Raw genomic sequence first — 22,795 nt, 5'->3', positions numbered from 1 at the left:
CAGCTAGGTCCTCTAACATGTATATGATATCACGAAATGATTCCACATCTGAGCTTTCCGGCTGATTCAAAAGCATTCCATGTCCGACAATAGTATCTCCTGCAAAAAGAATATCATTTTTCTCATCTAAAAGGCTTATGGACCCAGGAGTATGTCCTGGTGTTTCAATAATTCGCACCAATCGGTCTCCTAGTTCAAAATAACCTTCCTCTGGTAAAGGCTTGGTTGGGGGTGGAACGGGTACAGACAATGTTCGGTCAGTGGAAGGCTTGGCTAGTAGGCGAATCAAAAATGGTACTTGATCCAAAATCTCTTGTATAACTTCCGGGTCGTTATGTCTGTTAAATACCTCTTTATCCTTCTCGGATAAATAAACGGATTCAAAAAGATAATTTCCATGGGTATGATCACAGTGTCCATGTGTATTAACTACGGTTAGTGGCAAGTCGGTAATCTCGCCAATTGCTTGGGGCAAATCTGACGCCCATTACCCGTATCTATCAAAAGTGCTTTCTCACTTCCAAGAAGCAGATACATATTTGAAACATTTAAACCATCTGTAAATTGATACGTCGTTTCGTTTATTTTCACTGCTTCCGGCTTTGTTATTCTTCCTGTGTTTTGCCATAGCGTTAACAGAATGATTACAGATACTACTACAATTAAAACCAGTAATATTATAATTTTCTTTTTGTATTTTTTCAAAATTCCATTTCTCCTATGCATAATATTAGTTGGTCAATATCATTCCATTTGGTAATCTTATTTGACTGATCCTCCTATCTCCTAGTTCATAATGGTGTAATAGTAAAATGAACACTCTGTATTTCGATATAACTAAATTTAGTTGCTTAAAGTAAACTGAAAAAATAATAATATCTGGAGCCGTTTTTCAGTTGTTACTTCAGAATAATGAAGGTTCTCCCTACATTCTCTAATCAAGCAAAGTTGTGAAAAAACAATAAAAAGAAGGCGCGATGTACTATACGATCCTTCTCTCATTAATAGACACTAGACTGACCACGTCTTAGCGTTTGTGGTGATACTTCTGTCAATGATTAATGTGTCCGAGTTCAGCTATCTTACTGGACTATTTGACTCAAACGGTATTTTTACTTTTAACTGTCCTGAAGAACATAATAAAGAACTCCATAAGGCGACATACTTTAATGCCATGCGTTCTTCTTATAATCCGATTTCCCGAGCCCTCTTGATGCCTGCGATCGATTAGGTACGCTGTTGATGACTAATTCATTTAAATATGGAATATGGCCAAAACGGTTCAAGAGAACTTTACGCAATCGTACGAACAATTTTGGTCTTCAAATGCTTGCATCTGTGTGTTCAAGAGAGCAGTCAGGCAAAAAAGTATGCAACCCATCCGTTAGCAATAAATTTGTTTCTGCAAATAATCAATTACACAAGTCATCGTTAATACACACTTTCTCTTATCCCACTGTGAATCTTCCATCCTTCAATAATCAATAGTTTATTGCATATATTGAGATCTTTTTCCCTATCCAATGATTACTTGATTACCTGTTATAATCCGTTGCCCCATGGATATCATTAAATTCAGTTGATTTTCAGTTTATTTTTTACAGCTATACTTAGGTCATTCAAACCATGAGGAACGTTTCTGGTTCAGTCTATCACAAATAATCGTGATTTCAGGCCAAAAATATGCGTCAGTTAACGTCTGATAACAAGATTAACAGGAGGAATCAACATGAAAAATCTAATTGATAACGTGTCAAACGAAATGAACGGAAAGATGATTGAACCCAAGAAAAGAAAAAAGAAGAAATTATTTAATATTATGGGTATAACTCTACTTACTATAGTTGTACTATTTGGATCCTTGTTTCTGTATGTTAGTTATAATCCAGGAATTATAGTTGGCGGCATACAGAAATTATTGTATGGAAATTCTCCAATTAATTCCTTTGAACCATTGCAGGAACCTATTGAAACAACAAAAGAAAATGGAGTGTATTATGTAAGTGACTTGAAATATGCTGATGTATATCCCAATAGTTTTCTTGATATATCTTATCCAAATGAGGATAAGACCATAGATCGACCAACCCTTATTTATTTCCACGGCGGAGGATATTTTGCAGGTTCAAAATCAATGGGAGATCCATTGGCAGCGAACAATGATTCTAATTATCTATATGATAAGCTTGTATTAGAAGGATATAATTTGGTGAATGTAGATTATGCACTAGTTCCAGATCACCATTTTCCTGTGCCAGTCATTCAAATGAATCAGGCAATCAATTATCTAGTCGACCATGCTGAAGAATTTGGACTCAATATGCATAATGTTGTCATCATGGGAGGTTCTGCGGGGGCAATTATGACAGCACAGTATGGTGCCATCCTATCTAATTCTGACTACGCGAAAGCTTTTAACTTCGCAGAATCGCCTAAATTAACTACAGATGATGTTAAAGCGCTTGTTGTTGATGATGCACCGCTTGATATTCCTTCTTTTGATAATTTTTCAATTAAAGTACTCATAGGAAATTATTTAGATGATTCTGTGTTCTTTAATAATAAAGAGATAGCCAATCAGTATAATGCAATTAACTATATTAACAGCGATTATCCAGCGACATTTCTTACGGCAGGGACTGATGACGGTTTTCCTAAGGATATGCAGCATATGTCTGATAAACTGACAGAAGCTGGAGTTGATAATCTGTACTTTTATCCAGACATTAATAAATACGGAAAAACAAAACATGGTTATATGTCAAACTTGAAGAACGATCCTGAGGCTGCTAAAGATAGTTATGAAGCAATGGTGGAATTTTTAAATGAACACACCAATAATAAAAAGTGAGTGTTGGAAAATGATTAAAGATCAAATCTAGTATAATAATTTGACTTGATGAATAAAATTAATAACAAAGTCCAGCACAATTATTGCTGGACTTTGTTATTAATAGGCGTAATTGGTATTATGAATGTTTGTATCCATAAAAAATGATTTCATAAGACTAACCAATTAACTGGCAGACTTACTGTTAGTGAATTAGTTTTATTAAACATTCTTATATACTGAGTGAGTATCCCAACTTGAATGGACTTCGCAATAATAAGACTAAGAATGACTATTCCAACGATTAGCAAGCAAACTTTCAGGATTTTCAACATACACTCCTCCCCTACAGAGTTAGCACCTTAATTCAAATCAGCTAACATCTTCAACAGATAACAAAGAAGAATTCAAGAAATCCTTTTGAATGGAATAACATCAATACGGCGTATCACTATTCATTACGTGACGCTTTATCCGAACCTAATGTCAACTGTTCGCCACGTTCCCTTTAACCACTGCATCGGTTCAACAGATACATATTACCTCATAAAGATAAACTAAAAATAAACGAATTGAAATCTTTGGAAGAGCACGTTTTGCTGATATAATTCAGACTTTCAGCCTCACGTACATGAGGATTGCCCTTTGTATGTAGTTACCTCTTAATTTCTTTTGTTCTCTAGGATGGTAGGGAACTTTATGTCACTAAAAATTGACACAAAGTTCCCTACCAATAATCAAAAACTCCTTGTTTTATAAGGGGTTTCTTGGTTGTTAACTTTATGTCGTTCTACATCGGAAGACAAGAACATATACCGTTAAAGGATTTCCACTCCTCAATTTATCTGGGTCCAGGTTAAACAAATAAACAATTAATCTTTTCGGTTTCACGGATTCAAAAATTTGATTTTATAACAAGTGTCTAGACTGTTTTTTTGGATATCTTGGTTATTTGATTTTCAGCTGGGTCAAGAACATGTACCGATTGCCGTTTACTTTCCCATTTCCATTCATAATTTATCTGGTCCGGGTTAAACACAAAAAACCGCCAATCTTTTCACTTGATGTCGCTCCAAACCTCTGGAAAACAGAAATTGACCTATATCCCTTTTAAACTTTGTATGTTAAGAGCAATAAAATTCATAAAAAAAGCCCACCACTAAGCTGGTTGGCTCGTTTACTCAAATACTATAAGTAGTTTGTTTCATTTTTTTGCTTGCCACATAATAACCTACTTCTAGGCCATTCCTCTCGGCGTATTCCGCACCAACGAAGTTTATGCAAGTGACTGACACTGTTTACTGAGGAACTCCAAGAAAGGATTGATTGCAAGTCACGTTGCAAGAGCCTCTTTTAAGTAAACCTTTGATGATAGATAAGAGAGCGGCGTTTATTTAAGAGTGTCTTGACGCGTTCTTCAGGCGAAGAAGCAATAAAAGCAACGAATTCATTCTGGACCTGGCCAAAATTCTCATCCATCATTCTGCGAGTTATGGATTCCAATTGAGGATGTTTCATGTCCATGTCCATGTCCATTTCCTTATCCAGATCGCCCACCACCATAACCGAATCTTCTACGCTTACAAAAGTGTAATCGGAAGACTTATCTGGTTTATGATGATTGACGATCGCGATGGCTTACTCTTCGGTATAAAAATTAGACGTGGTCTCTCTGCTATCCTCATCAATCAAATACTGCCTTACACAGCCTTTCAAGATGAAATAGCAAGCTGTAAGGTTATCTCCTTGAGTAAATAGAACGGTTCCTTTTGATTCTCCTCCAAACGGATTTCGTTCACTATGGCATGCTAATCTTTCTTACTAAGAGAAGTCCATCTTGACAGGTATTTGTACAGGATATCTTTCATTGTCTCTCGTCTTCACCACCTTCTCCGCTTTTGCTTTCCATGTCCATTTTCTTCCGCCTAGAGCCTTATATAAACGTTCCACGTCATAGGCTCCTGCCCATTTTTGCAAAGTTGTATATCTATATATAGGCAGCTGCATAGAGTGTGAGTAAACACTTCACCAAAAGGAGAATGAGTATGTACCATAGATTATTTCATCAAAATCAGTGGCATAATCCGATGCCTAACATCCCGAATAACAACGGACAGGGGCTCAGCCCTCCGTATCGCCATGGAAATGTGAACCTTAGTCACCCTGGTGGAAATATAGAATTGAGAGATTATGGACAACAACCACTTGTAATCAATATTGATCAAGCCGCAAAGTATAATCAAAATTATCGTACGTCTCTATGGACAGGAAAGCATTTTCAAGTGACTCTGATGAGTATCCGTGTTGGCGAAGATATCGGTCTGGAAGTCCATCCGACAACCGATCAATTCATACGGATTGAAGAAGGTCAGGGACTTGTGCAAATGGGAGACGAGAAAGACAAATTGAATTTTCAAACGATGGCCTGTGAGGACTATGCCGTTATGGTGCCTGCTGGAAAATGGCACAATATCACCAACACAGGCAGTATACCTCTTAAAGTGTACGTGATCTATGCGCCGCCTGAGCATCCTTACGGGACAGTTCATGAAACGAAAGCCATTGCCATGTCTTCTGAAAGTTAGTTGATCGTATTCTAATGCAATACAAATTATAATACAAAGCCTGATTTCTCTTCATTCGTCGTGGAGAAAAATCAGGCTTATACTATGTGAAATTAAATCATTGCAGATCAATACACTCAGTAACGTTATGACTCCGTTGCATTCGTAACGGTCTTCACGAGTCTTAGCAAGGCTATTGTCCTGAGCATGTGTACTTGTACCTTGAGATAGTTCATGAACTACATACATTATAAGTTGGTCGGCTGTTTTTTTATATTATTGAGCTATCGGTTCCCGTTAGTTTAATGATTTAATAACGATTAGATAAACGCCTAATCGACAATGAGAACATGTTCTTGTCTAATTCGGTAATCGGTACAAGTTCTTGTCCTCAGTAGCTAGTTCTAGTGCCAATATTTCGCTTTTTTTAATACATATCCGTTTATTTTTATTTTTATCGAGCTGTTTATTCCATAAAAAATTGAAAACTGTGCTACAGTACGCTGAGATTTAAATCACATCGTTTTCTATTTTGATGCTCAACTAATCGGCAATCGGACTATGTTCTTGTCCTCAACCAATAGTTCCATTACCGATATTTCGTAATTTTAACACTTGTGTTTACCTTATAAGCGTATCAGTTGTCCCATAACAATTTGAATATTTTCATGTATTAAGGTGCTTAATGAGGTTTTAAGTACATATGGTCATTGTTTAGAGATATATCTAATCGGAAATAGGAACATGTTCTTGTCCCTCTCGGCAATCGGTAGAAGTTCTTGTCCTCAACTGACAGTTTCAGTCTGATATTTCGCTTTATTAATGTCTAGCTGATCGTGTTTAACCTCTCAGCGTGTCAGTTTTCCTTAAACAATTTAAACATTGTTATGTATCATGGTACTTAATGAAGTTTGAAGTGCATGTGGTTAATGTTTAGATATACACCTAATCGGCAATCGGACTATGTTCTTGTCCATTCCGGTAATCGGTACAAGTTCTTGTCCCGAGCAAAGGACAAGAACTTGTACCGATAAAATAAAAAAGCCGCTAAATTAGCGACTTCAATGGGAATATGTTCTTGTCCCTCGACACAAATTTTTGCAATTGATCAATGTTATAGTTCCACAGTTTCCTCAGTAACAGCTAATAACTCCCCACCAACAGGTTTACATACGAAATCAAACCCAACTTGCGTAGGAACATCAGTCACACCATCATACCATTTAAAAATCCCTGTATTTGAATAGACACCAATTAAGTAGCTAACAGTAGTGTCAATTCCACTTTCCTCCTAAGGAATTTTCTGATCAGTTTAGTGCCGCTGCTGATCATATTAAGCCTTTACTACATTTGAATTTCTAATTTATATAATTGGTTTATTTTTGCTGAATCTGATTTTTTATAGCTTCAATGAGCGTGCTCTTATCCATGCCTGTAATTTCGTCAATTTCACTGTAATCATTACCATCCCCACTAAATTCAATGCTTTCAGTTCCAGATATTTTAAAAGTTTTCGGAGCGTTATCCGAGTTGTATTTTAGAATGGCGGCGTCCTGATCATCTATTTCTATAATAAACGGAGACACAGAAGGCACATAAATATCATTATATTTACTCAAAAATAACACATACTGTTTATCAGTTTCAGGCTTCACATAATTAGGTTCAATGATATCTGCACTGTACTCCTTTCCCTCTATTGATGTGGTAAGTCTTTGGAAGTGGGGAATTCCTACCTTTATAATTTCAGTGAGATCTCCAAGTAAATTGGTGTCTACTTTAAAATTGTAAAGGTCTCCTTCTTTGTAATAAGGCTCTTTACGCATTTCCCACGCTTCCGAAGAGCGCTCAAATTTTCCTGTAACAATATAATCTGCATTTTTCACCAAACCCTCCACATCACCGGCCGTATAACGGTCAGCATCAGCGGCTACCTTGTGTACAATGGACTTCTGATCGCCCTCATTCATCCTACTCAACATCACAACACCAGCAAGCAATATAATTACGGCAACTAAAAGTAAAATCAACTTGTTGTCAAATTTTATTGACTTGATCATGAATTAATCCATTCCTTTTTTAAAATGCATATTAGCATTTACGCCATTAATGTTATCTGTTTTCAAATCCCAGAAATATGCAACCCCCTACCTCCTTCAGAAGAAACTTCATTTCCATCTTTACTGGAATCAATTAGACTCTCTTACATATAATAACTCCTTATATGAGAAAAAGTTTGATTTTGCATCAGGACATTTTTGACTCATCGGTTGCTACTGATCTCGGTCATCTCCAGGAGATATGTTCAGAAGACATTAAGTTTAAGCGAGACCTTTAGTTATACATCTAATCGGCAATTTGAATATGTTCTTGTCCTCGACTCGGGACAAGCACTTGTACCAATAAAATAAAAAAGCCGCTAAATTAGCAGCTTTCAATGGGAACATGATCCTGTCCCCTGAGATAAATGTTTCTCTCCACCACACTGAACAAAAATTTCGCCCTACTTCTGGTAAGGCGCCCCCCCGTATCATCTATAGCGCAGTTTGGTGCGATTAAACGGTAAGCTCATTCGAAACCGCTCATCCGATCACCGGATGGGCGGTTCTTAGTTCCTACTTCTCCTGCTCCTTTATCACCTGCTCAATCCCGAGCAGAATCAACTTCAACCCGAACTCGAACGCCTTGTCGGACCCCATCAGTTCGAACAGCCCGTTCGTGAACATTCTCCGGAACAGTCCCGCATCCGTCTCGCTCATAGAATCCAGAAGGCGAGTCATTTCCTCACCCGGAAGCGCCCCCGCTCCATGGTCCTTAAGAATCGCGGAGACATTGCGCTGGTGCTCATAATCATCCAGAACGAAGTTGAAGACATAATTCATAATCGTAAGAACCGTTTGTATTTTTTGCTCTTGCTCAAGCGGCGTCGATTCCACGCAGAGCAGCATACGGTTGGTGAACCGGATGATGTCCGGTTCGTGGGGCAGCGTCGACATCATGAGCTGCGTGGAGCAGGGATACCGGCTGAGCACGCTTCGGACCGTTACCGCAAGCCCCTTCAGCTGCTCCTTCCAGTCCCCCTCGGAGCGGTACTCATCCAGAATGATTTTCGATACCTGGTTGGCCAGACGCTGGTAGAGATTCTGCTTGCTCTTAAAGTACCAGTATATAGACGGAGCCTGAATCCCTAGCCTAACGGCCAATCTTCTCATGCTGAATTTCTCGATCCCCTCCTCACCAAGTAACTCCCACGAGGCTTCCAAAATCCTATCCTCCGAAATCTGAGGTTGCTGTTTTTTCATCGTTATCCGCCCTTTATCTAACAGTGTAAGTTTATGCTTTACAGGTTCATAGGATCATGATATCATCTTACACTGTAAGGTTCAATCTAACACTGTAAGATTGAACCCGAAATAAATAAAGAAAGTAGTGACCCGCATGGATGCAGAAAACCTCCGTTACTTTGAAAAAGCCCCGGTCGCAAAAGCCGTAGCTCACTTCGCTGTACCTATGATGCTAGGCACGTCATTGAGTGTCATCTATTCCATCTTGAATGCCTATTTCCTTGGTACACTTCACAATACCGCCATGTTAACCGCACTCGCGTTAACTTTGCCGTTATTCGCAATTATTATGGCGCTAGGCACCATGATTGGCATGGGGAGCGGTACATTCATCTCTCGTTTGCTCGGTGAGAATAAATATGATGATGTAAAGCAAGTATCTTCATTCGCTTTTTACAGCAGTTTGGTTCTCGGTCTGATTGTGATGGCCGTCGGTCTTCCGTTGATCGATCCTATCATTTATGGCCTGGGGGCAACGCATGACTCCTTCGGATTCACGAAGGACTATGTCATGATTATGCTTATCGGTTCACCAATCGTCGTATTATTCTTCACGCTCGAGAATATCGTGCGCTCGGAGGGTGCAGCCATCACATCGATGATCGGTATGATTCTCAGTGTGGTCGTCAATATTATTCTCGATTCGTTCGTCATCTTCGTGTTTCATTGGGATGTGATTGGCGTTGCGTCTGCTACGGTCATTTCCAACTTGGTTGCTATTGCATTCTACGCCTTCCATATTGGATACAAGAGCCAATTCTTAACCGTCTCCGTAAAATGGTTCAAGGCTTCCAAGGAGATTCTGAGCAATGTATTCAAAATCGGAGTTCCCGTCTTTATTATGAGTATCTTTTTGGGTGCAATGTCGCTCATCTTAAATCGTTTTCTTATTGAATATGGAGATCCGGCCGTAGCAGCTTACGGAATTTCATCACGTTTATTGCAATTTCCTGAGTTTATTCTGATGGGCTTATGCGAGGGAGTGGTGCCGCTCATTGCCTTTTCCTTTACAGCGAATACATTACGGATGAAGCAAACCATTGGATTTACGATCAAAATGATTGTGGCGTTAGCCATCGTATTCGGTATCGTCGTCTATCTGATTTCCGATCACTTAATCGGTTTATTTACGAATGACCCGCAATTAATTGAAATGGGCAGCTACATTTTGCATGTGACATTCTTATCCTTGTTCATTACAGGAATGACCACGTTGTTTACGGGGATTTTCCAAGCAACAGCGCAAGGAACGGCCGCGTTTATTATGTCCGTTATTCAAGGAGTTACTCTGATTCCTGTGCTCTATATCGCCAATTGGATGAACGGCTTCCACGGGGTGATCTGGTCGCTCGTTATTGCGGATGCCGTCGCATTCCTTGTCGGTGCCATCATGCTGTATGTTTTGCGGAACAAATTGCAGCCGGATTTGGATCGTTTAGTACAGTAGAAACCAATACCATAACACGCAAGAAGGCAGAATAAAGGCAACTTATGCTCCTGCCTTTTCTAGATAAGGTGAAGCAGAAAGATTCGTCTTCAATTGTAGTACGGCTCAACGAGTTTGATCTTCAATCATCCTGCCGTAAATTTAATGCAATTGCTTTGCTTCGAAACCCAATTAGATACTTATCTAATCGGTAATCGGACTAAGTTCTTGTCCATTCCGGCAATCGGTATAAGTTTTTGTCCTTGGCTCGGGACAAGAACTTGTACCGATAAACAAAAAAGCCGCTAAATTAGCGACTTTCTATGGGATCATGTTATTACAGCTATTTGTGACGCTACCCTAATAAACCAGTACTGTAAGTCAATTTACATATCCTTGTCGCCATGCCAATGCATCTCGATAAAGAAGCGAATAAACTCATACCCTGTCTCCCTACTTAAACAATTGAACAATGTCGTCTTTCCGGCCCCGTTTCGCCCAAGCAGCCCATATATCTTTCCCTGTTCAAAACGAAAGTCCCCGCCGGCCAACACTTGTTTTTTGCCATAACTTTCCTCAGGTCTTGAAGAATAAGTTCCATCAATTTCTCCCCTCATCTATCCCATCTTTCGATCGGTCATCAAATTATGATCTAATTACCTTTCGCACATCAAAACTATATCAAATAACTTTATGAAGGTGGTTGTAACAAACTATTAAAACTGTTCTGTCTTTAGGTATTGCAATTTCCTAATTTCAGCTGATATGGAGGATGTTCAAATCAAGATGAATCATTCGCCATTCCTCCATAAGTTAATTACATATTCTCTCCAAAATACTCGAAGGGATTGACAATCCGAAATAAATGGCTTACTTTAAGAATGAATCATTCATTCTCAAAACTCGAACTTTCTTTTTAGCTTTTTTCAGGGTTACTTGCACTCAGCATTTTTGAAAGGAGGTCATTTCATGAATTAATACTAACACGTCCATTTTTACTCCGTTCGATAGGCCCGATGGGCCATTTCGACAACTCTTTGAAATATCAGTCGTAATTTTAAATTAGGAGGAATGAATTTATGAACATGGAACGCGCGATTATTATTGGTGGAGGTATCGCCGGACTGCTGGCAGCCAAAGTACTGTCTGAATTTTATGGCGAGGTTATCATTGTGGACCGAGACGCTTTTCCTGAGGAGCCTGAAAACCGTCCCGGAACACCTCAGGCCTTTCAGCCCCACCGGCTTACGCCTCGCAGCAGGATTATTCTAAACCGTTTATTCCCTGGATTCATTAATGAATTAATCAACAATGGAGCTCACCCCACGCTTGGGAAGACCACGCATCTTATCAGCCCTTACGGCCCGATGATCGCAGTCGAACAAAATCACGATGCGTCATTCAGCAGGGCCCTGTTCGAATGGGTCATACGCAGCTATATTCAGGGTATCGATAATGTTCTTTTGCTTGGCTTGAATGATGTGATTCATCTTCAAACGACAGAAGATCATTCACGAGTAACAGGCATTGTTATCAGGGAGCGTACCTCGGGTGAACGTCAGCAGATCACGATGGCGGCAGACCTTATCATCGACACGAGCGGCCGTTTCTCCAAAACTGTTCAATGGTTATCCGAGCTCGGGTATGAAGTTCCGCAGGCTGAGCGATTAAAAGTATCTTTGGGGTACAGTACACGACGTTATCGCATCCCTGTAGGGCGCAAGGAAGAGCTGGATGGGATTCGCATGGAAGGCAATCCTCGCGCGGCGTCACATGCAGGCGCTTTTTCAATCATTGAAAACGATATAGCAGAAATGGTACTCTGGAATTTGAACGGTCGTTATCCCTCCACCGATCCGGCATTATTTGAACAAGAAATTCGGCAACTAGGGAACCCATTATTGAATGAAGCGCTGCAAGGACTGGAACCGATCGGGCAGCCACGTGGTTTTCGGGTTCCGGAACTGACAAGGCAGCGATTTGAACAGATGGAACGATGGCCTTCGGGATTGCTTGTCATGGGAGACGCCTTCTGTCAACTTGATCCTGTTTACGGACAAGGAATGACGCTTGCGGCGATAGAAGCGGAAATTCTTGAAGCATGTCTTCACCAACAGTTGAGTCTCCCCAAACCTGACTTCGAACTGGAAGTCCTTAATCGGATACAAGAAATCATCGAGCCGGCCTGGTGGTTAAATGTCGTGTCTGACCTTCGCTGGGAAGGCGTGGAGCACATCGGTGCACAACCGATTCAAGGTTTGACGTTCGTGCAGCACTATTTCGAACATGTCCTTAAATGGTCTACGGAGCATGACAATTATGACATTTTCGGATTATATTGGCTCGTCAACTCCTTGTTCTTATCCCCGCAGGAACTGTTTAATGCGGATATGGTCACATCCTTGCTGGCTGCGGGTGGTTCCGGTGAAGCTAAGCAATGGTTAGACCGATGGATCGAGGATTCGGATCGGCCGCTGCATGAACGACTGGAACAAATGATTCCTTCATTTGAGCGAGCTCCCTTCGCAACCATAGAGCAACTTATGCCATCATCATGATCATATACAGCAAATAAGTAGTAAAAGGAGTGCCTAATCCGTGACACCATTATCCGAAGAACAGTTGATTCAACGGCGAGAAACGCGAAGACAGCAAATCTTAGAAGCTGCCTTAAAGATATTTGCCCAACGTGGCTTGCATGGAGCCAAGATGAGCATGATCGCTGAAGAAGCCAATCTTAGTGCTGGCCAGCTCTACCGGTTTTTCGAATCGAAGGAAGAGCTGTTCGTCACCCTGATCCGGCAAGTTGCCGAGGAAACTGCTCGGGAGATGGAGAGGATCTACGAGATCCCTGGTTCCCCTTATGACAAACTTCGCATCTTTACTGCGACCATTCTGAAAGAGGAAAGCACACAATATCCGTTCAAGCTGATCCAGCACGCCAATTCGGCTGAAGATGTGCCGACTGAAGCTAAACAACTGCTGCAGCATTTTTCCGTGAAGCGCTATATTGATCTGCTGCTTCCTTTGTTCGAGGAAGGCCAGCAGACTGGGGATTTCGCACAAGGCGATGCCTGCCAGCTCATCTCCGCATTTTTGACCATACTGTCCGCATTGATTACACTCAACATGCCAATCGATGATGATCATCAGCTGCCGGATGCGGATATACTCATGCGAATTGTAGCGGGTCCGCGCGTCCAAGAGCGCTAAACTATACTCAGGAATTAAAAAGGTGATTGATCAAGTCCCGTGGGATCCTGATCAATCACCGAAACCTTTTCGGCCCAAGTGCCATCTTGGACTAATCGGTTACTAACGGATTGCCATTTCTCGCTCCAGTGTCGTTTTTCCTGAATAATTTTAGGAGATTGATCTTCTCCACCTCTCCAACTCGGCAGCCGGTACTGTAGAGAAACTCCAGCAGCGCTCTTTCCCTATCAACTTGTTGTCAAATTTTATTGACTTGATCTATGGATTAATCCACTCATTTCTTTAGCATTTACACCATTGACGGAGTTGCTTGGTTTAATTGTGTCGCGACGTTTTAGTGCATTATTTGAAGATAATCGTTGAGAATATCAAAAATTAAAAACGATTAATCCCGCGCATAAAATTCAAAATTGCTTCAATGCGTATTTTATCAGCACAATCTTCGCAACAAAAAACCTTAACCTTTCTTTCCTTAGCTTGTTTATATTTTAATGATCCTTCGTATACCCTGAATGTTTTTTTGCAATTATAGCAAAGTACATCATAGTAAAACATTGCAACCCCCTTGGTGACACATCAATTCTTAGTTGATATATCGAAGATTGTAACCAGCTCTCTCGTATATTCCTGAACATCTAAATGAGGCTTTCTTATTAATTCCATGGTGAACCCGTCAATGGCATTTCTTATTGTTAACGCCATCACCCTTGCTGATGATTTGGTGAATTTTCGAAAAAGTCCTTCTTGCACCCCTTGGGCGAGAATATTTTCAATTGGAACCAAAACAGCTTCATCATGGTCTGCTGATAACTGAAGCTCGCCCCCGGCAGTTATATTTTTAGAAACCAATTCTAAAACAGCGAAAAAATGCTGCCGATTCTCAGCTACAAATGCAAGATTGGATTCAATATACACTCGAAGCATTTCTTTAGGAGATTTTTGAGCTTCTAAGCGTGGAGAAATGTATGATTGCCAAGCTATATAGTATTCGATACATATTTGCTCCAATAGTTCATCTTTACTTGCAAAGTGATAAGAAATGACCCCCTTGCTGATTTTTGCGCGTTTCGCAATCTCTCCTAAAGAGGCTTGAGTGTAACCTACCTCTGCGATTGTCTCAATTGCACATTTTACAATTTGAGCTCTACGGGCTTTTTCGATGAATGACATTTGTTTTTGGTTAGTTGGTTTATTTTTTTTACTCATGTTTTTATTTTAGTACAATCGTACAAAAAATAAAATAAAAAAATGCGATTCATTTATAATTTATAGCAGGTAACATATCGTATTATCGAAAAAGCGTAGATGCATCCGTACGATTCGCACAACGGAAGCGCGTTAGTCAATGAAACAGCGACAGCCGGATTGAGTAGCCGATGGAGTTGTTTTTCACTTTCCGAGCACTATCAACTAAAAGAACTGCAGGTAATCTCCTGGCTCAGTTAAAAATTCAATTGCTAAGCCCGCAATCGCTATTAATACACCATATAGGATATTAACTTTTTTTTCACTCAAGTTCGTTTTTTCAAAAACAGCAACTAACGATATCAGAATAACTAAATAAGCAATATTTTCAGCACCACTAACCAAGTTAGATAAAAACACCGAAATTCCTAGCGCAAATATAAACAATGGAATCCTTAATTTTACCTTCATCATTTTCACATCACCTCTCTTCTTTGGTTGCACCCAACGCTATACCCTCTGTGAACTAGTAGAACGTCCTATAACGTTCATGCATTCCTGACGTTCAAGCGGCTTAAAACGTTGCGGGTCGTAAGACTTAGCTGGTTGAATGTGTCGCCTGAATAAGCTTCTACGATATTCCTCTTGGCTACCAAGGAGTGTCAGCGACGAAGTATGAATGTAATGTTATCCGGTGTCACTGCCTTCATGATTTACTTGCATTCATACTTTCCTACCATACAGAAAGGCTTGTTCTGAAATCATTCTCGTCAGTTATGTATTTTATATTTGCATAGGCCTCTTTTTTGGCGTTAGAATATAGCCCTTCTACTAACTTGTCATTTTTGCAATAAATTGTTGTATAAGAACTATCGACAACTAATAATGCCAATTCGCAGTTACTACTGAGAAAATCATCGTAAGTTATAATTTCAATTGGTTTACTGCCTTTAGGAAAAGCTTTAAGGTCTTGGAATATTAAATAATAATCGTTATTCTTAATGACGTTTCTTAGTGTTACACCATCCATACATTCAATTAACCCCGAGAAAAGTGCATCCAGTTTGCCATCTAATATAATGTATGACTCTTCCCCACCAATCCACCAATTATGATCTTCTACTTTAAAAGGTTTTAATATATCTTCGAGATATCTTCCGTATTCATTTGGAATTTCAAAACTAATTCCCCTTATCATCTACTCTTCTCCTTATTCTTTCCTGCAGCGATTTCAGATAACGTTTCCGTGCTCACGACGCCCGGCGAATGGCGGGTAGTATTCACAGCAACCACTTCTTCGAAGCCGCTTCTGGGACCGAGAGCGAATACCCGATGCGTGTTGTGTTAGCTGAAATTCCTGACTCCTACGAGTTACTTTCAATTACATCTTCCATGAACCACTGATACATCTTTAGTTTAAACTTAATGGCAAGTTCTACATCCCTCTTAGAAATCCATGAAAATAATGGATTCTCAATAAAGCCAATTAGATCAGCCTTTGTCCTCGCTAAACTCTTCAGAACTTCTGAATAGCTAAAATCAATAAATGTTAACTTGGTTTTTATGTTTGACTCGGGATCATCAGACCACACTCTAACATAATCATCAAGGTAAGTAATTCCTGGAGACGGATCATGCCCCATCCACGGACTTATTCTATTCCTTATAGATGTATAAACTGTCCCCCATTCTTCTAATCCGCAACAGCAGCTTGGCATTATATAATTCTCTTCATTCTCAAAAAATGCAACACCACCTGAAATTGCAACCTTATCGTTCTGCAGAAGTTCATCAAACGACGCATTCATGGACTGTTTTACATCAATGTTGTTGTATCCGAATAGATGCATTAAAAATAACTCAACATCGTGTTCAGAACTTTCGGGGGACAAACAAATGTATTCTTTAAGTTCTATCTCACTCTCAATCCAAACCGGACATTCATGATATGGTTCTGTAATTACTGGTTTTGTGTAAGAGATGGAAATGCACCTCCTTAGACTTGTTATTATTCTCAGGATGAAGCGTGAATGCGGTGTTATATAAAGCATCCGCCTTCCTTGAGTCAGCTATAAAATATTGTTTTAATCCTTCCTATTCTCTTTGCTCTTGAATAAATATCTTATGCCTTTACCTGCATATAGTTCATTAGAATATCTAGGAATTATATGTAAATGGGAATGAAATATATGTTGCCCCCCTACATGCCCACAGTTCCAACCCACATTATATCCTTCAGGTTTATATTTCTTATCTATATACTGTTTTACTTCATGTAATAATTGATAGGTTGCATTCCATTCTTCTTGACTTAAATCAAATAAGGTTTCACGATGTTCCCGCGGCACAATTATGCCAGCACCTTCTATTTCTTGTACTTTTAACAGCGTATAAATACAATACTCATTACATAATACAATTTCATGATCGAATTTGGATGTAATATTGCAGTAAACACAATCTCCCATGAATACACCTCGATTAAGTCTTGGTTTTTTAAGATGCTGTAATTTAGGTTTTTCGGATATTTCGCTGAACCTAGTTGTGTTCACGAACCCGAGAACCTGAAGCCCCGGAGGGGTCGCCGCGACCACGGTTAAGGTTCGCAGGGATGTTCGCCTGGTTCCCTGCTCTGCCGACCAACTTCGGGCGAACCAAGGAGCTGACAGGATCCGCCGCGGAATATAATGTTAGCTGATGTTGTCACTTCTTCGATTATACTAACAAACTTCCTTTCGTACCTATTGTTATTTCTCCTTCACGATAGTTCTCAATGATGATTCCTTCATCAAAATTAACAATTTGAATTTGTCTTCCATTCATTACTATTTCTTGTGATCTCATATGACTATATATACATGAATTTACAGATAAAACATCGATGCATTCATTGAGCAGCGTTCGAAACTTATTAGATTCATGGGAAACGCTAGCAGACAGCATAGTTTAAAAAAGATGTGCGCCTCCACCAGTTTGATGTAAGGCAGCTTGTTTCAGCAATACCATGATGTTGAGCTCTCAATCTTACCATCGGCTCCCCTCTTTTTTCTTCAATATGAGACGGAAACGGTGACATACATCTGTCATATTTTATAAACTATATTACATTTATAACAAGAAGGAGGTTATGTTTTATGTCAGCTATTGCCTATTTAAACTTTGATGGAATTGCAGACCAAGCGATTGGATTTTATTCGGAGGCTTTAAGCGCATTTGAAGTAAAAGTAGTGAAATTTGGGGATATCCCACAAGATCCAAACTACCCAATGCCGGAAAATGAGTTAAATATGATCATGGAGTCTTCCATTGAATTCGCAGGTGGGAAAATCATGATGTCTGACATCTTGCCTTCCATGAAGGCGGTAACAGGTGAGCTGGTGAAAGGGAATACGATTCTGATTAGTCTAGTCATTCACGATAAGCAAAAACTGGAAGAATACTTTAATCATTTGTCTGTTGGCGGCCAGGTCATCATGCCATTATCCAGTTATCCTTGGTCTTCGTGCTTTGGAATGCTAGTTGATAAATTTGGGGTCAACTGGAAATTCAATAGCGACGCAGATCAGTTTCTTGATAACGTAATATCGAACAAACAGTAACTCGTGCTTAACAATGGTCTTCCAACTGAAGGCCATTTTTTTAATATACCGATGGAGGCACGATTTATGAAAAAAGCTATTCTACGCTTCTCTTTTCCGGATTTAGGTATATTAGGGGCATCATAAGCAACTGAAATGGGCATGATCGAAGTCCGCCTCCAGACGGAGGTTACCAATTCAATTTTGCCTTATACTTTTCAAAGCTGGCTCCCACATTTCTATTGCAACGATAATCCATTCAGTGCTAAATGAAGCCCCTTGAAAGACACTTCGTTTACCACTGAATTTATCCAGCGCTAAATCGTGGGAGCGAAGTGAACAGAATTCGAAAGGCGGAACATCCATGAAAATAATCAGTCCAAATACTCAAAAGGGAGGTAAAGGAAGGTCGTTACCTAAGCTTTCTCTACCCAATGTCACTCCCCTTGACTCAAGTTGGAAGGGAGCCGTACTCGCTTTATCTTTCGTAACGTTATGCATTGTATTCGTGCAAGCGTATTATTATCTTGGATCACGGGGCATTACGGACTACTTCGTAGGTACCTTACTATCCCTGGTTGCAATCCTGATTGTTACGGGCATCATTGCCGGGCTGTTACATTGGGCGAAAAAAATACCTTCGCGTTATATATGGTTTATGACGGCTTCATTTTGTTTGCTGCTGATCAGCTTTTTAGGCCCCATGCCTCTAACGTTGCTTGTTCTTTTTTCCATCATCCTTTCCTCATCCCTGCTTGGCGCCTTGCTTTACCGCTTAATGAAGGGAGCATATCGCGATGCCGCAAGATGGGTCAGAGTAACGGCAGGCGGAGGCGCTGCTGCGGTTTTCGTTTTGATCAGCTTGCTGGGATACTGGCTCACGAGCGATGGTCATGCTGAGCTTCAAGTTCCCTACCCACTGCAAACCGTCAAAATATCGGAGAAATACCAGACGACCATGGCCGATCCAGCGGAACCCGGAGCATTTCGCGTAAAATCCATAACCTATGCAAGCGATCCAACGTACCGTAAGGATCTTGACGTCGAAGGACGACTGACGACAGAATCCGTTGACGGTTCTGCCTTTGTGGGCAACTGGAGTTCCCGGCGGACAAGCACTTTTGGCTTTGGTCCGGAAGCCATGCCGTTAAACGGCACGGTCTGGTATCCTGATGGCGATGGCCCCTTCCCGCTAGTGTTAATTGTACACGGTAACCATCTAGCGACGGACTTTTCCGATCCGGGCTATGCCTATTTGGGCAATTTGCTAGCAAGTCGTGGATATATTTTGGCTTCGATTGATGAGAATTTTCTGAATATTTCACCGTACGACGATCTGTTTATTCTCGATGGATTGAAAGACGAAAATCGCGCTAGAGGTTGGTTGTTACTGGAGCATTTGAAGACGTGGGATGAGTGGAACTCCGTTGATGGAAATCCGTTCTATGGCCAAGTCGACATGCAACATATCGCGCTGATGGGACATTCTCGAGGGGGCGAAGCCATTGCAATAGCTGCGGCTTATAATGAATTGACGACATATCCCGAGGACGCAAACATCAAGTTCGACTACCATTTCAACATTCGTTCGCTTATCTCAATTGCTGGTACCGACATGCAATACAAACCAAGCGGAAAACCGATTGAACTCCAGGACATAAACTATTTAGCCCTGCACGGCTCCAACGATATGGACGTCAACTCTTTTGTTGGAGCAAATCAATATTACCGTACTCAATTCTCAGATAACAGCGAATTCTTCAAATCTTATGTTTACATTTATGGTGCGAATCATGGACAGTTCAACACTGTATGGGGAAGACACGATGCTATAGGGGTGGGAAACATGCTGTTTAACAACGCCGAACTTCTCCCTGGTGAACAACAGTTTCGCGCGGCGGAAGTGCTGATCTCATCCTTTTTAGAGGCCACCCTCAAGCAGAATGACCAATACCGAATGGTGTTTAAAGATCTGGGATACGCCAGGGAATGGCTGCCTGAAACGATGTATGTTAGCAATTATTGGGATGGGAACACCACTATGATCAGCAGCTATGAAGAGGATTATGATCCCGGGACAACGACGTTGCCCGGTGGACGCTTGGAAGGAGAGTCACTTAAAGCCTGGATGGAAGACAAAGTGAAGATGGAACTTACGGATGACCAATACAGCGCAGTTTCCTTGGAATGGGATAACACGGCTGCACCATCCACTCCTGCCTACAAAGTCATTCTGCCCGATTCGGGTATCGAAATGTCTGAGAAAAGCACCATAGTATTTTCAATAGCAAACAATGATGCAGATCGTAAGACCGGTGAAACGGATGCGTTAGTCGATTTGACGGTATCTGTGGAAGATAAATACGGAAACGTCAGCCGCTTGCCGTTAAGCCACGTATCTCCTCTGCTTCCCATGTTTGAAGGAGTCCTCACAAAACGGCCGCTTGGGTTCATTCAGACAATCAAGGAGCCGATCTTTCAAAACTTCACCTTTGATGTGTCTGACTTTATCAAAGCGAACTCCAACTTGGTGCCGCAGGACATCAGAAAAATCAGCTTTGTTTTTGACCAAACCGCGAAAGGTAACGTTATGATTAAGGACATCGGCATTCGTAACAACAAACGCTAACAGCAAATGGCCTAATAAATAGATAAACGCGCATAACCCCAAATATCCCATCTTGAACCGCATATATTACGTCAGGTTCAAGATGGTTATTATTTTTAATCCCGACCTCAATAAGGCTTGAGCTAGCTATACCGATTGCCTTAGAATGATCTGATAATTTTAACGTTCCATATTAAATGCTTCACTATAGATTTTACGCAGCTTTGTTGCGTTATCGTGCCACTTAATTGGTTTATCATTAATGATCTGGTCCAATACATCCAGACACCTATGCCATCCTGCTGCGGTATTAACTGCCCATGAATCATCGCTAAAAGTATGGGTAAAGATCATTCGACACCCGCTACCCTCTTCCTGCAATGATATGTTTATCAGATCATCAACTTCACGGAAACCAAATATATAGGGCTTTTCTAACTCTGTAATGGTACCCTGATATGTCGTTCCTTCACCGTCATCGAAGGCAATCTTGCCACCAAGTCTGAGATCCATCTCCCCTGTTGCGAAAGGGTACCATTGGGAGAAGTAACTAGGCTTCGTAATGACAAGGAAAACAGCTTCTGGATTATGAGGGAAAAACCGTTCAAATCTTAAAGCATAACGACCGTTTGACTCATGTAGTGAACCGTATTCATTCATCATTTCATTCCCCTTCTTTTTATTCTTGAAGTATTGCTATCCACCACTAATTGTTCAAAAAACAATTACAATTTGTTTAGGATTCGATCGTGTTTCGCCAAATGCTCAGATCGCCGGCATCACGTTGCCGCCGCTGACTGGGATATATGCTCCGGTGATGAAGCTGGCTAAGTCTGAAGCCAGAAAGACAACGGCATTCGCGATTTCCTGATCGGTGCCGCGTCGCTTGAGCGGCACACGCGCGATATAATCGTCGCTTTCAGCAATGCCGTTCGTGCGCTCGCGTTCGCTGATGGTCCAGCCCGGGGCTACCTGGTTGACCGTAATCTGATGTTCGCCGACTTCCTTCGCCAGCACCCGATAAACGCCGTCCATGCCCCTTTTGCCAGCTACATAAGCGGATTGAGACGGGAAGTTCTGCATGGAGCACTCAGTGTTAATACCGATGAAACGTACGCCCTTCTTCTCGATCATGGCTGGTATGAAAGCCTTCGCCAGATAAACATTTTGCAGAACGCAGGACTCGAATTGACTCGTATAGTCCTCGGCCGGCTGCTCCAGCACAGAGGTCCACTTGTACTGTACAACCGCGTTCGCAACGACAATGTCTACATGACCTAATCTGGCCTCGACGTTTTGTTTCAGCGCCTCAATAGAATCCTGCTTTGTGACATCTGCCTGGACAGCAACGGCGCGTCTCCCGAGCGCCTCAATTACGTTCTTCAGCTCCAGCGCTTTCGCTTCGTTGCTATGGTAATGCAAGGCAATATCCGCGCCGCATTCCGCAAGCGTGCGGGCGATGACACGCCCAAGCTCTCCCGTCGCCCCCGTTATCAAGGCTGTTTTTCCGGAAAGGTCGATCTTCATAGTCGGTTCTCCTTTTCCCTAGCAATTATTGTCCAATATATTAACATACACAAGATAAGCGGTGTGAACGATGTCAAATTTTTATGCTAGTCTTTTCAAGCTGTGATTCTAATACATCATATAGAGCGAGTTTATAATTTATTTTGTCCAAATTAAAATAGAGTTCCCTTATACTATTTTCAATTTCTTTTTTATGAAGAAGCATCATCCTTTTTCGTTCCGAAATCGTCGAATCTCCCTCTTTATACAAGTTCACATATTTCTGAATTTGAGCAATCGGCATTCCTGTCGCCCGAAGTGCAGTAACAAAGTGTATCCAGCTTAAATCTTCTTCGTCATATAACCGTTTTCCATTTTCATTTCTCTTCACATGTGGAAGCAGTCCTTCCTTTTCGTAATATCGAAGAGTTGGAGCCGCGATTCCTGTCAATTCAGTTACTTCTCCTATTGTCCACATTAGTAAGGTTTCATCTCCTTTCCCTTAAAGTTTACTTTAAATGATTTCTTGGATTTTTTAATT

23 protein-coding genes are annotated in these 22,795 nt (G+C 40.9%); 7 read left to right on the top strand and 16 right to left on the bottom strand.

The genetic code is table 11. The annotated features are described in order from the left end of the window. Positions 1-475: MBL fold metallo-hydrolase (locus CHH67_RS17375; protein ID WP_144029274.1), on the bottom strand; the 475-nt coding region annotated here is incomplete at its 3' end. Beyond that, complete coding sequence (locus CHH67_RS17370) at positions 436-705, bottom strand: hypothetical protein (protein ID WP_095266463.1); 270 nt, start codon at positions 703-705, stop codon at positions 436-438. The genes CHH67_RS17375 and CHH67_RS17370, both read right to left, overlap by 40 nt. A gap of 1,024 nt (positions 706-1,729) precedes the next feature. Here CHH67_RS17370 and CHH67_RS17365 point away from each other — a divergent pair. Beyond that, positions 1,730-2,851, top strand: a complete 1,122-nt coding sequence (locus CHH67_RS17365) for an alpha/beta hydrolase (RefSeq protein ID WP_179292151.1) — start codon at positions 1,730-1,732, stop codon at positions 2,849-2,851. 1,332 nt (positions 2,852-4,183) lie between these two features. Here the strand turns inward: CHH67_RS17365 and CHH67_RS26820 are convergent. Next, a complete protein-coding gene (locus tag CHH67_RS26820; protein ID WP_244908240.1) occupies positions 4,184-4,393 on the bottom strand; it encodes a hypothetical protein in 210 nt (69 codons plus the stop codon). 75 nt (positions 4,394-4,468) lie between these two features. Continuing rightward, complete coding sequence (locus CHH67_RS26815) at positions 4,469-4,546, bottom strand: hypothetical protein (RefSeq protein WP_244908241.1); 78 nt, start codon at positions 4,544-4,546, stop codon at positions 4,469-4,471. 329 nt (positions 4,547-4,875) lie between these two features. On the opposite strand from CHH67_RS26815, the gene CHH67_RS17355 reads away from it, so the two are divergent. After that, the gene (locus CHH67_RS17355) at positions 4,876-5,415 is read left to right on the top strand and encodes a cupin domain-containing protein (protein ID WP_095266462.1); all 540 of its coding nucleotides are present in this window, start codon (positions 4,876-4,878) and stop codon (positions 5,413-5,415) included. Between the two features lie 1,355 nt (positions 5,416-6,770). On the opposite strand, the gene CHH67_RS17345 is transcribed toward CHH67_RS17355, so the two are convergent. After that, positions 6,771-7,454, bottom strand: a complete 684-nt coding sequence (locus CHH67_RS17345) for a hypothetical protein (RefSeq protein WP_095266461.1) — start codon at positions 7,452-7,454, stop codon at positions 6,771-6,773. 555 nt (positions 7,455-8,009) lie between these two features. Beyond that, the gene (locus tag CHH67_RS17340; protein ID WP_095266460.1) at positions 8,010-8,696 is read right to left on the bottom strand and encodes a TetR/AcrR family transcriptional regulator; all 687 of its coding nucleotides are present in this window, start codon (positions 8,694-8,696) and stop codon (positions 8,010-8,012) included. A 136-nt stretch (positions 8,697-8,832) separates the two neighbouring features. On the opposite strand from CHH67_RS17340, the gene CHH67_RS17335 reads away from it, so the two are divergent. Further along, complete coding sequence (locus CHH67_RS17335) at positions 8,833-10,185, top strand: MATE family efflux transporter (RefSeq protein WP_095266459.1); 1,353 nt, start codon at positions 8,833-8,835, stop codon at positions 10,183-10,185. Positions 10,186-10,550: 365 nt separating this feature from the next. On the opposite strand, the gene CHH67_RS17330 is transcribed toward CHH67_RS17335, so the two are convergent. Continuing rightward, positions 10,551-10,781, bottom strand: a complete 231-nt coding sequence (locus CHH67_RS17330; protein WP_244908239.1) for an ATP-binding cassette domain-containing protein — start codon at positions 10,779-10,781, stop codon at positions 10,551-10,553. Between the two features lie 462 nt (positions 10,782-11,243). Between CHH67_RS17330 and CHH67_RS17325 the strand changes: the two genes are divergently transcribed. Further along, entirely contained in the window at positions 11,244-12,722 is a 1,479-nt protein-coding gene (locus CHH67_RS17325) for an NAD(P)/FAD-dependent oxidoreductase (RefSeq protein ID WP_095266458.1), read from the top strand. 40 nt (positions 12,723-12,762) lie between these two features. Continuing rightward, positions 12,763-13,377, top strand: coding sequence for a TetR/AcrR family transcriptional regulator (locus CHH67_RS17320; RefSeq protein WP_095266457.1), 615 nt, complete (start codon positions 12,763-12,765; stop codon positions 13,375-13,377). Positions 13,378-13,752: 375 nt separating this feature from the next. Here the strand turns inward: CHH67_RS17320 and CHH67_RS27190 are convergent, their stop codons facing one another. From CHH67_RS27190 to CHH67_RS17290, 6 genes are all read right to left on the bottom strand, one after another. Beyond that, positions 13,753-13,932, bottom strand: a complete 180-nt coding sequence (locus CHH67_RS27190; RefSeq protein ID WP_095266456.1) for a DUF2197 domain-containing protein — start codon at positions 13,930-13,932, stop codon at positions 13,753-13,755. Between the two features lie 21 nt (positions 13,933-13,953). Next, the gene (locus tag CHH67_RS17310; protein ID WP_095266455.1) at positions 13,954-14,583 is read right to left on the bottom strand and encodes a TetR/AcrR family transcriptional regulator; all 630 of its coding nucleotides are present in this window, start codon (positions 14,581-14,583) and stop codon (positions 13,954-13,956) included. Between the two features lie 204 nt (positions 14,584-14,787). Beyond that, positions 14,788-15,036, bottom strand: a complete 249-nt coding sequence (locus tag CHH67_RS17305) for a hypothetical protein (RefSeq protein ID WP_095266454.1) — start codon at positions 15,034-15,036, stop codon at positions 14,788-14,790. Positions 15,037-15,295: 259 nt separating this feature from the next. After that, positions 15,296-15,760: a DUF2691 family protein gene (locus tag CHH67_RS17300; protein WP_095266453.1), complete on the bottom strand. Its 465-nt coding sequence runs from the start codon at positions 15,758-15,760 to the stop codon at positions 15,296-15,298. A gap of 166 nt (positions 15,761-15,926) precedes the next feature. Then, on the bottom strand, positions 15,927-16,613 hold the full coding sequence (locus CHH67_RS17295) for a hypothetical protein (protein WP_244908236.1): 687 nt from the start codon (positions 16,611-16,613) through the stop codon (positions 15,927-15,929). 33 nt (positions 16,614-16,646) lie between these two features. Next, positions 16,647-17,114, bottom strand: a complete 468-nt coding sequence (locus CHH67_RS17290; RefSeq protein WP_342351961.1) for an HIT family protein — start codon at positions 17,112-17,114, stop codon at positions 16,647-16,649. A 582-nt stretch (positions 17,115-17,696) separates the two neighbouring features. Between CHH67_RS17290 and CHH67_RS17285 the strand changes: the two genes are divergently transcribed. Together CHH67_RS17285 and CHH67_RS17280 are read left to right on the top strand one after the other, a co-directional pair. Further along, positions 17,697-18,161 (top strand): VOC family protein, encoded by a 465-nt coding sequence (locus CHH67_RS17285; RefSeq protein ID WP_095266452.1) that lies wholly within the window; start codon positions 17,697-17,699, stop codon positions 18,159-18,161. A gap of 343 nt (positions 18,162-18,504) precedes the next feature. Beyond that, positions 18,505-20,769, top strand: a complete 2,265-nt coding sequence (locus CHH67_RS17280) for an alpha/beta hydrolase family protein (RefSeq protein WP_144029273.1) — start codon at positions 18,505-18,507, stop codon at positions 20,767-20,769. A gap of 159 nt (positions 20,770-20,928) precedes the next feature. Here CHH67_RS17280 and CHH67_RS17275 read toward each other — a convergent pair whose 3' ends face one another. From CHH67_RS17275 to CHH67_RS17265, 3 genes are all read right to left on the bottom strand, one after another. Beyond that, complete coding sequence (locus tag CHH67_RS17275; RefSeq protein ID WP_244908234.1) at positions 20,929-21,411, bottom strand: SRPBCC family protein; 483 nt, start codon at positions 21,409-21,411, stop codon at positions 20,929-20,931. A 102-nt stretch (positions 21,412-21,513) separates the two neighbouring features. Continuing rightward, positions 21,514-22,275: an SDR family NAD(P)-dependent oxidoreductase gene (locus tag CHH67_RS17270; RefSeq protein WP_095266451.1), complete on the bottom strand. Its 762-nt coding sequence runs from the start codon at positions 22,273-22,275 to the stop codon at positions 21,514-21,516. Between the two features lie 73 nt (positions 22,276-22,348). Continuing rightward, the gene (locus CHH67_RS17265; RefSeq protein ID WP_095266450.1) at positions 22,349-22,732 is read right to left on the bottom strand and encodes a MerR family transcriptional regulator; all 384 of its coding nucleotides are present in this window, start codon (positions 22,730-22,732) and stop codon (positions 22,349-22,351) included. Positions 22,733-22,795: the final 63 nt, after the last annotated feature.

Origin of the sequence: Paenibacillus campinasensis (assembly GCF_002272015.1) — a bacterium.
Taxonomy (GTDB): Bacteria; Bacillota; Bacilli; order Paenibacillales; family Paenibacillaceae; genus Paenibacillus_AQ; species Paenibacillus_AQ campinasensis.
Note: the sequence above shows the minus strand (reverse complement) of the source record. Positions and strands in the feature narration are given on the sequence as shown.